Origin of the sequence: Streptomyces johnsoniae (genome assembly GCF_031845565.1) — a bacterium.
GTDB lineage: Bacteria > Actinomycetota > Actinomycetes > Streptomycetales > Streptomycetaceae > Streptomyces > Streptomyces johnsoniae.
Window position 1 is genome coordinate 142,434 of record NZ_JAVREV010000008.1, and the last position, 14,114, is coordinate 156,547.

At 70.9% G+C, this 14,114-nt stretch carries 1 protein-coding gene; it reads left to right on the forward strand.

All coding sequences use genetic code 11. The annotated features are described in order from the left end of the window. Positions 1-180 precede the first annotated feature (180 nt). On the forward strand, positions 181-14,112 hold the full coding sequence (locus RM779_RS16255; RefSeq protein ID WP_311618409.1) for a type I polyketide synthase: 13,932 nt from the start codon (positions 181-183) through the stop codon (positions 14,110-14,112). Positions 14,113-14,114: the final 2 nt, after the last annotated feature.

Below are 14,114 nucleotides of genomic sequence, written 5' to 3' on the forward strand. Positions count from 1 at the left end.
ACGATGCGTTCCGGGGTGGGCTCCGTTTGCCCACCCCACGGCCGAACCAACCAGGCGAAACACTGCTAGGGGGCTCTACGGGTAGCTGGGGACGGGCGGCGGGGCTGACGATCGTGCCTCAGATGAAACCGCACGCCCCAGGCGGTCTCGGAGCGCGCGATGAGGGAGGCACTCGCCAGCATGCCGAGTGATCGTGTCCAGAAAACTGATCCCATCGCCATCGTCGGTGTGTCGTGTCGCCTGCCCCAGGCGCCCGACGCCGGCGCCTTTTGGGCGTTGCTGCGCCAGGGGCGCAGCGCGATCACCGAGGTGCCGGAAGACCGTTGGAGTCCCGGCGAGGTCCTGCCCGATCTGCCGGAGCCGCAACGTGCCGGGCTGCGGTACGGCGGGTTCCTTGACCACGTGGACGGGTTCGACGCGGCGTTCTTCGGGATCTCGCCGCGCGAGGCCGTGGCGATCGACCCGCAGCAGCGGCTGTTCGCCGAGCTGGCCTGGGAGGCGCTGGAGGACGCGGGCATCGTCCCGGAGACGCTGCGCGGCACCGCGGCGTCCGTCTTCGTCGGCGCGATCGCCGGCGACTACGCGGCGCTGGCGCAGCGCGGCGGCGCCGTAACGCAGCACTCGCTGCCCGGGCTGAACCGCGGCGTCATCGCGAACCGGGTGTCGTACGCGCTTGGCCTGCGCGGCCCCAGCCTCACGGTCGATTCCGCACAGTCGTCGTCGCTGGTGGCGGTGCACCTGGCGCTGGAGAGCCTGCGCAAGGGCGAGACCGGCCTGGCCCTGGCCGGCGGTGTCGCGCTCAACCTCACGCCCGAAAGCGCCGAAGTCGCCGGGCGGTTCGGCGGGCTGTCGCCGGACGGACGCTGCTTCACCTTCGACGCGCGGGCCAACGGTTACGTGCGTGGCGAAGGCGGCGGGGTCGTCGTTCTGAAGCCCCTGGCGCACGCGGTGCGGGACGGGGACGCCGTCTACGGGGTCATCCTCGGCAGCGCGGTCAACAACGACGGTGACACCGAAGGGCTCACCGTGCCCAGCACCGAGGCCCAGGCTGCGGTGCTGCGTCAGGCGTGCGAGGACGCGGGCGTGGACCCGGCGCAGGTGCGCTACGTGGAGCTGCACGGCACGGGCACCCCGACGGGCGACCCGCTGGAGGCGGCGGGGGTGGGCGCCGTCTACGGCAGCGCGCGGCCCGCGGACTCGCCCGTCCTCGTCGGGTCGGCCAAGACGAACGTCGGGCACCTGGAGGGCGCGGCGGGGATCGTCGGGCTGATCAAGACGGCGCTGGGCATCAAGCACCGGGAGATCCCGGCAAGCCTCAACTACGAGACGCCCAACCCGCGCATCGACCCCGAGGCGCTGAACCTGCGCGTGCAGACCACGGCCCGACCGTGGCCGGAGTCCCAGCTGCTCGCCGGGGTCAGCTCCTTCGGTGTGGGCGGAACGAACTGCCACGTCGTCATCGCCGGGGCGCCCGAGCCGAACGAGTCCGGCCAGGACGCCGCGCCGCGGAGCGGGGAGGAGAACGGGGAGGAGAGCAGGGAGGAGATCCCGCTGTCCCCGTGGCCGGTGTCGGGACGCACGGCGGCGGCCCTGCGCGCACAGGCGGAGCGGCTACGCGAGTTGCCGACCGCCGACGCCGACACCGACGCCGACGCGTTGGACGTCGGCTGGTCGCTGGCCGGCACGCGCACGCACTTCGAACACCGCGCCGTCGCCCTCGGCCCCGATCACGCCGCACAGCTGGCGGCGCTGCGCACCGGGGCCGAGGTGCCGGGCCTGGTCACGGGCATCACGGGCGACCACGGGAAGGTCGCGCTGGTGTTCCCCGGGCAGGGTTCGCAGTGGGAGGGGATGGCGCGCGAACTGCTGCGCACCTCCGCGGTCTTCCGCACGTCGATCGAGGCGTGCCACGACGCGTTCGCCCCGTACCTCGACTGGTCGCTGCTGGACACGCTCACCGGCGAGCCCGGGGCACCGTCCCTCGAACGTGCGGACGTCGTCCAGCCCGCGCTGTTCGCGGTGATGGTCTCGCTCGTGCGGGTGTGGGAGTCGCTGGGCGTGCGGCCGGACGCGGTGATCGGGCACTCGCAGGGCGAAGTCGCCGCGGCACACGTCGCGGGAGCGCTCGGTCTTGAGGACGCGGCCCGGATCGTGGCGCTGCGCAGCCGGACGCTGCTGGCGCTGGCGGGCACCGGGGCCATGGTATCGGTGGCGCTGGCTGCCGACCGGGTCGCCGAGTACGTCGCCACCATCGGCGAAGGGCTGAGCGTCGCCGCGGTCAACGGGCCGAGCACCACCATCGTGGCCGGCGCCCCCGACGTCGTCGCGCGGCTGCTGGAACGCTGCGAGGCGGACGGTATCCGCGCGCGTACCGTTCCCGCGGTGGACTGGGCCTCGCACTCGCCGCACGTGGCAGCCATCCGGGATGAGTTGCTTGAGCAGCTCGCCGGGGTGACGCCGCGTTCCTCCGACATCGCGTTCTACTCGACCGTCACCGGGACCGCCATCGACACGGCCGGGCTGGACGCCGACTACTGGTACGCCAACCTGCGCCGACCGGTGCTGTTCGAGCCGACGCTCAGGAGGATGGCGGAAGACGGGTTCGGCACGTTCATCGAGTCGAGCCCGCACCCCGTTCTGACGCTCGGCCTGCGGGAAACCCTGCCGGACCGTCTGGTCGTGGGGTCGCTTCGCCGGAACGAGGCGCCGTGGCCGCTGCTCCTCGGGTCCCTGGCCGAGCTACACGTGCGCGGCGTGCCCGTCGACTGGTCCGCCGTGTTCGCGGGGCGGGCGCCGCGTCGCGTTCCGCTGCCCACCTACGCGTTCCAGCGCGAGCGCTACTGGCCGGAGGCAGCGGCCGGGTCCGTGCCCGGCGTGCAGGCAAGTGGCGCGCGGGCAAGTGGCGTGCGACAGGAGGAGGAACGCGCGGAGGAGACCGCGGACAGCGGGAGCGCGACGTGGCGGCAGCGGTTCGCGGCGCTGCCGGAGGAGGAGCGGAATCGCGAGGCGCTCGAGCTGGTACAGCTGCGGACAGCGATCGTTCTCGGCCACCTGAGCGCGGACTCGGTTGACACCGACCGGGCGTTCCGCGACCTGGGCATGGACTCGACACTGGCGGTTCAGCTCAAGGAGAAGCTGACCGATGTGACCGGGCTGGCCCTGCCGAACTCCGTCGTCTACGACCACCCGAGCCCGGCCCGGCTGGCCCAGCGGCTGTGTGAACTCGCACTGGGCGACGACTTCTTGCCGACCGCGTCCGCGCGGACGGCGGGGATGGCGGGGATGGCGGGGACGGCGCGGATGCCGGCCGCGAACGCCGACGAGCCGATCGCGATCGTCGGGATGGCCTGCCGCTTCCCCGGCGGCGCGAACACCCCGGAAGCCCTGTGGCGGCTGGTCGACGAGGGCACGGACACGATCAGCGCGTTCCCCGAGAACCGGGGCTGGGACCTGGACAGCCTGTACGACCCCGAGCCGGGCGTACGGGGCAAGACGTATACCCGGCACGGTGGTTTCCTGGACGAGGCCGCCGAGTTCGACCCAGAGTTCTTCGGTATCAGCCCCCGCGAAGCCATGGCCATGGACCCTCAGCAGCGGGTCCTGCTCCAGATCGCCTGGGAGACGTTCGAACGCGCCAGAATCAATCCGCAGCGGCTGCGCGGCAGCGACACCGGCGTGTTCGTGGGGGCCATGGCCCAGGAGTACGGCCCGCGCCTGCACGAAGGCGACGACGGGCTGGGCGGCTATCTGCTGACCGGCAGTACCGTCAGTGTCGCCTCGGGGCGTCTGGCGTACACGTTCGGTCTTGAGGGCCCGGCGGTGACGGTCGACACCGCGTGCTCCTCGTCGTTGGTCGCCCTGCATCAGGCGGCGCAGGCGCTGCACAGTGGTGAGTGTTCGCTGGCGCTGGCCGGTGGCGTCACCGTCATGGCGACGCCCGGGATGTTCGTGGAGTTCGGGCAGCAGCGCGGGCTGGCCCCCGATGGCCGGTGCAAGTCCTTCTCCGCCGCGGCCGACGGCGTGGCGTGGGCCGAGGGCGCGGGCATGGTCCTGCTGGAACGACTCTCCGACGCCCAGGCCAACGGGCACACGGTCCTGGCCGTCATCCGCGGCTCGGCCGTCAACCAGGACGGCGCGAGCAACGGCCTCACCGCCCCCAACGGCCCCTCCCAGCAACGCGTCATCAACGCCGCACTCGCCAACGCCGGCCTCGCCCCGGACGAGATCGACGCCGTAGAGGCCCACGGCACCGGCACCACCCTCGGCGACCCCATCGAGGCCCAGGCCCTGCTGGCCACCTACGGCCAGCACCGGCCCGAGGACCAGCCCCTGTGGCTCGGCTCCCTCAAATCCAACATCGGACACGCCCAGGCCGCCGCAGGCATCGGCGGGGTCATCAAAATGATCCAGGCCATGCGCCACGCCACCCTCCCCCAAACCCTCCACGCCGACGAGCCAAGCCCCCACATCGACTGGGACAGCGGCAACGTCCAACTCCTCACCCAGCCCCGCCCCTGGCCGGCCGGCGACCGGCCCCGCCGCGCCGCCGTCTCCTCCTTCGGCATCAGCGGCACCAACAGCCACCTCATCCTCGAACAGGCACCCGTCGGCCCCGAAGAGGCACACGAGCAGGAGATCCCCGGGGGAACGGTCATCCCCTGGATGCTCTCCGCCAGGAACGAACCCGCCCTGCGCGAACAAGCCCGGCAACTCCGCACCCACCTGGAACTGCACCCCGAACTGCGACCGGCCCAGACCGCCCACGCCCTGGCCACCCGCACCCTCTTCGACCACCGCGCCGTCATCGTCACCGACCAGCCCGAGGACATCGACCGCGCCCTCCACGCCCTCATCGAAAACCAGCCCTCCCCAAACCTCGTCCGCGGCACCCCACAACCCGGCAAGACCGCATTCCTCTTCACCGGCCAGGGCGCCCAACGCCCCGGCATGGGCCGCGGTCTGTACGACACCTACCCGGTCTTCCAGGCCGCGTTCGACGAAGTCTGCGCCGCTCTGGACCTCCACCTCGCAGCCGAACAGCCGCTCAAGGACATCGTCTTCAACGACGACCCCACCCTGCTGAACCAGACCCGCTACACCCAGGCCGCACTCTTCGCCCTGGAAACCGCGCTCTACCGCCTCGTCGAATCCTTCGGCATCACACCCGACTACCTCACCGGCCACTCCATCGGCGAACTCACCGCCGCCCACACCGCCGGCATCCTCACCCTCGACCACGCCGCCCAACTCGTCGCCGCCCGCGGCACCCTCATGCAAAACCTCCCCCCAACCGGCGCCATGATCTCCCTCCGCGCCCCCGAACACGATGTCCTGCCTTTGCTGGAGGGGCGCGAAGACCGGGTGGCCATCGCCGCCGTCAACGGGCCGGACTCCACCGTCATCTCCGGCGACGAACACACCGTCACCGACATCGCCACCACCCTGGCCGAACAGGGCGTGAAGACCCGCCGCCTCACCGTCTCCCACGCGTTCCACTCCCCCCACATGGACCCCATGCTGGAAGCCTTCGAACGCGTCGCCACCAGCCTGGACTACCACCCCCCCACCATCCCCATCGTCTCCAACCTCACCGGCGAACTCGCCGACCCCGACCACATCACCACCCCCCACTACTGGACCCGCCACGTCCGCGAAGCCGTCCGCTTCCACCACGGCATCCACACCCTCCACACCCACGGCGTCCGCCACTACCTCGAACTCGGACCCGACACCACCCTCACCACCATGGCCCAGGACACCCTCGACCAAGAGCCCCAGGCCACGTTCATCCCCACCCTCCACCGCGACCGCAACGAACACCACACCCTCCTCACCGCCCTCGCCACCACCCACACCCAGGGCCTGTCCGTCCGTTGGCCCCGTCTCGCGGGCCACGCGCCGCCCCCGCCTTCCGCGCCCGATCTGCCGACCTACCCCTTCCAACGCCAGCACTACTGGCTGGACACGTCGAGAAGCGGTGCGGATGCCGGCCACCTGGGCCTGACGGCGACCGGGCACCCGGTGCTGACCACGCTCGCCGAACTCCCCGACAACGGCGGGCACCTCTTCACCGGCCGCATCAGCGCCACCGACCCCGCCTGGGTAACCGAACACGCCGTCTTTGACGCACTCATCGTGCCCGGCGTCGCCTTCGTCGACCTCCTCCTCCACGCCGCCCACCACATCGGCTGCAACCAGATCGACGAACTCACCCACCACATCTTCCTCGCCGTCCCGGAACACGGAGCACTCCAACTCCGCGTCCTGATCGAAGCCGCGGACGACACCGGACGGCACTCCTTCTCCGTCTACTCCCGCAGCGAGGACGCCCCGGCCGAGGGCGAGTGGACCCTCCACGCCACCGGCGCACTCACCACCGAGGAGCTGACCCCCCCGGCAGCAGATGCCCTGCTTACCGGCGGCGTCTGGCCACCGGCCACGGCACAGCCCATCGACATCCAGGACTTCTACACCCGGATCATCGACGCGGGCTTCGGCTACGGGCCGCTGTTCCGCAGTCTGCGGGCGGCTTGGCAGGACGGCGACACGACGTGGGCGGAGGTGTCCCTCCCCGCCGACGCCGACCCCGGCGCCTACGGGATTCACCCGGGCCTGCTCGACTCCGCGCTTCAGCCGGGCGCTTTGGTCACCGCGCAGGAGGCGGCGCAGGACTCCATCCGTGTCCCGTTCTTCTGGAGCGGCGTGTCCCTGCACACGACAGCGGCAGTGTCCATCCGCGTGCGCCTCACCTGGATTGCGCCCGGGACGGCGTCCCTGGCCATCACCGACCCCACGGGCGCGCCGGTGATGACCATCGACTCCCTCGCCATGCGGGCAGTCGCACCGGAACAGCTCGCTGCCGCGCGCGCCGCCAACACCGGGGACCTCTACCAGATCAGCTGGACCCCCCTTCCGGCCGCCGAGGTCACCACATCCAGCACGATCGGCACCGCCTGGGCCGAACACCTCACGGCTCTGACCGGGACCGATGCGAGGACAGTGAGGCTCCCACTGGCCGAACCGGCCGAACCGGCCGATGGGAACGGCCAGGAGGACACCTCCGGTGCGGAAGTGATCGTCACCTGGTGCGTTTCCCCGGATGAAGCTGACCCGGTCACGGCCACTCACACTCTGACGCAACATGTGCTGCGCCTCGTTCAGTCGGTCGCGGATGAGGAGAACGATTCCCGGCTGGTCGTCCTGACCCGGGGCGCGGTCCCGGCCGGTGCGCAGCAGGAGCGGCCGGATCTCGCAGGCGCGTCGGTGTGGGGACTCATTCGCTCGGCACAGGCGGAACACCCGGACCGGTTCACCCTGATCGACCTCGACGACAACGAGTCCTCGCTCAAGGCCCTGCCCGCCGCCGTGGCCACCGCGCAGCCTCAACTGGCTGTCCGCAACGGCCAGTTCCTCACTCCACGCCTCGCCCCCGTCGATGCGTCCGCTGCCACGGCAGGCGCACCCGTCACGTTCGACCCGGACAAGACGGTCCTGATCACCGGCGGCACCGGCGCCCTGGGCACCCTCCTGGCCCAGCACCTGGTCACCCACCACGGCGTCAAACACCTGCTGCTCACCAGCCGCCGGGGCCCCACCCCCCGCAACAGCAACATTCTCACTGCCCTGGCCCAGCACGACGCCAAGGTCACCATCGCCGCCTGCGACGCCACCGACAGCGCCTCACTGGAATCCCTCCTGGCCTCCCTCCCCCAGGAGCACCCCCTCGGTGCCGTCATCCACTGCGCCGGCATCCTCGACGACGGCATCGCAACAGCTCTTACCCCTGAACGTTTCAGCAACGTCCTGCGTCCCAAGGCCGACGCCGCCTGGAACCTCCACGAACTCACCCGCGGCACCGACTTGGACGCCTTCGTCCTCTTCTCTTCCGCCGTCGGCACCATCGGCGCCCCGGGGCAGGCCAACTACGCCGCCGCGAACGCGTTCCTCGACGCCCTGGCCCACCACCGCCACTCTCAGCAGCTCCCCGCCCAGTCCCTGGCCTGGGGACTGTGGGCAGAGACCACCGGTGGCATGGCCGGCACGCTGGACGAGCAGGACCGCGCCCGCATGAACCGCAACGGGCTCCTGCCGATCTCGGCGGCACACGGGTTCGCCCACTTCGACTCGGCCCTCACCACGGACCATCCGGTGGTGCTCCCGGCCAAGTTCGACCTCGCGGCCCTGCGTACGCAGACCACGCCGCAGAACCCCATGTTCCGGGGACTGGTGCGCGCTCCGCGCCGCACCGTCACCACCCAGGCCGCCGCCCGTGCCGGTCAGGACGGCGACCAGCTGCGACAGTCGCTCGCCGGCCGCCCGGAGCCCGAGCAGCAGCGCGTCCTGCTCGACTTCCTGCGCGGTCACATCGCCACGGTCCTGGGTCACAGTTCCCCCGAGAGCATCGACCACAGCGCGTCGTTCAAGGAGCTGGGCTTCGACTCCCTCAGCTCGGTGGAGTTGCGCAATGCGCTCAACAAGGCGTCCGGGATGCGGCTGCCGTCCACGCTGCTGTTCGACTACCCCACCCCCACCGCGCTCGCGCACCACATCCGCACCGAGCTGGCCGACAGCGGGCAGAGCACCAACGCGCGCAAGACACCATCCGTCACCCGCAGCGCCACCGCAGACGCGAACGAGCCGATTGCGATCGTCGGGATGGCCTGCCGCTTCCCCGGCGGCGCCAACACCCCAGGCGACCTGTGGGACCTGGTGATGGAGGGACGAGACGCGGTAGGGGCGTTCCCGCAAGACCGGGGCTGGGACCTCGACAACCTCTTCGACTCCGACCCCGACGCCGCAGGCAAGAGCTACGCGCGCGAAGGCGGATTCCTCTACAACGCCGCCGAGTTCGACCCCGAATTCTTCGGCATCAGCCCCCGCGAAGCCCTCGCTCTCGACCCGCAGCAGCGCCTCCTCCTCGAAACCACCTGGGAAACAATCGAGAACGCCGGCATCGCACCCGCCACCCTGCGTGGCAGCGACACCGCCGTCTTCACCGGCGTCGTCACCCAGGAATACGCCTCCCTCACCCACCAGGGCAGCGAGCGCGTCGAGGGCTACCTCCTCACCGGCACCACCGCCAGCGTCGCCTCCGGACGACTCGCCTTCACCTTCGGCCTCGAAGGCCCAGCGGTGACGGTCGACACCGCATGCTCCTCGTCGTTGGTCGCCCTGCACATGGCCTGCCAGTCGCTGCGGAACGGCGAGTCCACCATGGCCCTGGCCGGTGGCGCCACGGTCATGGCCAATGCCGGTATGTTCCTGGAGTTCAGCCGCCAGCGCGGGCTGGCACTCGACAGCCGGTGCAAGTCCTTCTCCGCCGCGGCCGACGGCGTGGCGTGGGCCGAGGGCGCGGGCATGGTCCTGCTGGAACGACTCTCCGACGCCCAGGCCAACGGCCACCCCATCCTGGCCGTCATCCGCGGCTCGGCCGTCAACCAGGACGGCGCGAGCAACGGCCTCACCGCCCCCAACGGCCCCTCCCAGCAACGCGTCATCAACGCCGCACTCGCCAACGCCGGCCTCGCCCCGGACGAGATCGACGCCGTAGAGGCCCACGGCACCGGCACCACCCTCGGCGACCCGATCGAGGCCCAGGCTCTGCTGGCCACCTACGGCCAGCACCGGCCCGAGGACCAGCCCCTGTGGCTCGGCTCCCTCAAATCCAACATCGGACACGCCCAGGCCGCCGCAGGCATCGGCGGGGTCATCAAAATGATCCAGGCCATGCGCCACGCCACCCTCCCCCAAACCCTCCACGCCGACGAACCAAGCCCCCACATCGACTGGGACAGCGGCAACGTCCAACTCCTCACCCAGCCCCGCCCCTGGCCGGCCGGCGACCGGCCCCGCCGCGCCGCCGTCTCCTCCTTCGGCATCAGCGGCACCAACAGCCACCTCATCCTCGAACAAGCCCCACCCACCCAAGAAGAAGAGACCGAGGTGCCCGGGGGAACGGTCATCCCCTGGATGCTCTCCGCCAGGAACGAACCCGCCCTGCGCGAACAAGCCCGGCAGCTGCGCACCCACCTGGAACTGCACCCCGCTCTCAGCACCGCAGGCATCGCCCACGCCCTGGCCACCCGCACCCTCTTCGACCACCGCGCCGTCATCGTCACCGACCAGCCCGAGGACATCGACCGCGCCCTCCACGCCCTCATCGAAAACCAGCCCTCCCCAAACCTCGTCCGCGGCACCCCACAACCCGGCAAGACCGCATTCCTCTTCACCGGCCAGGGCGCCCAACGCCCCGGCATGGGCCGCGGTCTGTACGACACCTACCCGGTCTTCCAGGCCGCGTTCGACGAAGTCTGCGCCGCTCTGGACCTCCACCTCGCAGCCGAACAGCCGCTCAAGGACATCGTCTTCAACGACGACCCCACCCTGCTGAACCAGACCCGCTACACCCAGGCCGCACTCTTCGCCCTGGAAACCGCGCTCTACCGCCTCGTCGAATCCTTCGGCATCACACCCGACTACCTCACCGGCCACTCCATCGGCGAACTCACCGCCGCCCACACCGCCGGCATCCTCACCCTCGACCACGCCGCCCAACTCGTCGCCGCCCGCGGCACCCTCATGCAAAACCTCCCCCCAACCGGCGCCATGATCTCCCTCCGCACCCCCGAACACGATGTCCTGCCTTTGCTGGAGGGCAGGGAGGACCGGGTGGCCATCGCCGCCGTCAACGGGCCGGACTCCACCGTCATCTCCGGCGACGAACACACCGTCACCGACATCGCCACCACCCTGGCCGAACAGGGCGTGAAGACCCGCCGCCTCACCGTCTCCCACGCGTTCCACTCCCCCCACATGGACCCCATGCTGGAAGCCTTCGAACGCGTCGCCACCAGCCTGGACTACCACCCCCCCACCATCCCCATCGTCTCCAACCTCACCGGCGAACTCGCCGACCCCGACCACATCACCACCCCCCACTACTGGACCCGCCACGTCCGCGAAGCCGTCCGCTTCCACCACGGCATCCACACCCTCCACACCCACGGCGTCCGCCACTACCTCGAACTCGGACCCGACACCACCCTCACCACCATGGCCCAGGACACCCTCGACCAAGAGCCCCAGGCCACGTTCATCCCCACCCTCCACCGCGACCGCAACGAACACCACACCCTCCTCACCGCCCTCGCCACCACCCACACCCACGGCATCACCACCAACTGGCAAAACCTCACCACCGGACACCAGGCCCGGAAGACCGACCTCCCCACCTACCCCTTCCAACGCCAGCACTACTGGCTCCAGACAGCAAAAACCGTTGTCAAAGCCGCCAAGTCCGCCACCCATCCACTTCTCACGGCAGCCATCACGCTTCCCGGCGGGGAAGGCGCTGTGTTCACCGGCCAGGTCTCGTTCAAGGACCAGCCGTGGCTGAGTGATCACCTCGTCCACGGTACGGCCGTGCTGCCCGGCGTCGCCTTCGTCGATCTCCTCCTCCACGCGGGCGGCCATGTCGGTTGCCGGCAGATCGAAGAGCTGACGCACCACGCGTTCCTGGCAGTGCCGGAACAAGGTGCCCGTCAGCTCCGAATCACCGTGGGCGCCGCGGACGAGGCCGGACGGCGGCCGTTCTCCGTGTACTCGTCACCGACGAGTGAAGCGGGCGAGGAGACGGCCGAGTGGACCCGCCATGCCAGCGGATTCCTCACCGATGCCGCGCCGGAGACGGAGCCGTACGACCTGACGGCGTGGCCGCCCGTGGGAGGGGAACCCGTCGATGTCGAGGAGTTCTACCGCGGGTTCGTCGAGCGCGGATACGAGTACGGGCCGCTGTTCCGGGGCTTCCGGGCGGGCTGGCGGGTCGGCGACGCCATCTACGCCGAGATCGCGCTACCGGACGGCACGGACCCCGAGGCCTACGGGGTTCACCCCGCCCTCCTGGATTCGGCTCTGCACCCGCTGATGCTTTGGTACGGCTCGGGCCCCGTGCGGCTCCCCTTCTCCTGGAGCGGTGCCGCACTGCACGCTGTCGGACCGTCCCGGTTGCGGGTGCGGCTGACCCGCTCGGACCGGGATGTGCTGTCGCTGTCGGTGGCCGACCCCACAGGCGCTCCCGTCGTCACCATCACCGGGCTCGCCATGCGCGAGGTGGCGCCGGAGCACCTCACCGCTGCCCGCGCCCGGCAGAGCGACGACCTGTACGAGCTGAGCTGGATTTCCGTCCCCGCGCCCGCGCCTCAGGACACCGGCCGGTGGGCAGGACTCGGCGTGCCCGACGTGACCGCCGCCCTGCGCGAGGCCGGGGTCGACGCCGTGGATCACCCGGCCCACGCCAATGCAGGTGCGACGAGCGCAGCGGGGGCCGCCGCGCCACGAGTCGTGATGGCCGGTCCCGTGCTGTCCGATGACGGGGACCTGGTGGCGGACGCGCATACCGCAGCCACCGAGATATTGACGCTGGTTCAGGACTTCCTCGCCGACGGCGCCCTCACGGAGGCCCGGCTGCTGGTGCTGACCCGGGGCGCGGTGGCCGCGGAGGACGGCGAGCAGGTGCCGGACCCGGCCGCGGCCACGGCCTGGGGCCTGATCCGAACGGCGGAGTCGGAGCATCCCGGCCGGTTCGTGCTCATCGATGTCGACGGGTCGGACGCCTCCTACCGTGCGCTACCGGCGGCACTCGCGACAGGAGAGCCGCAGCTCGCGGTCCGCGCCGGTGAGCTGCGCGTTCCCCGGCTGGTGCGAGCGGCTCTGCACGCGCCGGAAGAGGGCGGCAGCGGGCACGCCGACGGCGCGAGCGCCGGGCTCGACCCCGACGGAACCGTGCTCATCACCGGTGGCACCGGCACCCTGGGCGGGCTGGTCGCCCGGCGCCTGGTGGAGCGGCACGGAACGCGGCACCTGCTGCTTGCCAGCCGGCGCGGCGCGGACGCGGACGGTGCCATCGAACTGGCCGCCGACCTCAAGGAACTCGGCGCTGACGTCACTATCGCGGTCTGTGACACCACGGACGCCGAGTCCGTGTCCGGCCTCCTGAAGTCGATCCCCGACGAGCATCCGCTGACGGGGGTCTTCCACACGGCAGGAGTGCTGGACGACACCACTGTCTCCTCGCTGACGCCGGAACGGCTGTCAGCAGTGCTGCGGCCCAAGGTCGACGCCGCATCTCACTTGCACACGCTGACGCAGGAACGGAACCTGGCAGCGTTCGTCCTCTTCTCCTCCGTGGCCGGAATTGTGGGCAACGCCGGGCAGGCCAACTACGCGGCGGCGAACACCTTCCTGGACGCGCTCGCCTGCCACCGCCGGGCGCAGGGGCTGCCGGCTCTCTCGCTGGCCTGGGGCTTGTGGCAGCAGACCAGCGGGATCACCGCGGCCCTCGACCCGGTCGGGCGTGCGCGGCTCGGCCGCGGAGGCATCGCCGCGCTGCCGACGGCACAGGCGCTCGATCTGCTCGACCTCGCGCTCGGCTCGGGTCAATCGGAACAACCGGCTCAAGGGGTCCTGGTGCCCGCCAGGCTCGATCTCGCACGGCTGGGCGACGGCGGCGCCCCGGTTCCCGCGGTCCTGCACAGGCTGGTCCGCCCCCGTACCCGGCAAGCCGCCCAGAGCGGCGGCGCATCCCCGGACTCGCTGCGGCAGCGGCTCGCCTCCGGCGACGAGGCCAAGCAGTTGGAGATACTTCTCTCCTACCTTCGCGGCCAGGTCGCAGCCATCCTCGGCCACGGCTCACCAGACGCCATCGACGCCGACCGCGGGTTCCTTGAGATGGGACTCGACTCGCTCACCTCTGTCGAGTTCCGTAACAGTCTCAACGAAGCCACCGGCCTCAGGCTGCCGCCCACCACGCTGTTCGATTACCCGACACCGACGCAGCTGGCGTCCATGCTGCGTTCCACGCTGGCTCCCGAACCCGCGCCTGCCGAGCTTCCACAGGCGCTGGCCGCCGAGTTGGACCGGTTGGAGAGCAATCTGGCCACCGTCGGCCCGGACGTCCGGGCCACGCTCACCACCCGCATCCAGGGGCTCCTGTCGAAGCTGAACGGCGCGGAAGGCGCTGAAGGAGAGCAGGGGCAGGGATCGGCCGTGAAGATCGACGCCGCAACGGACGACGAGATCTTCGACTTCATCGACAACGAGCTCGGGCTCTCATAACT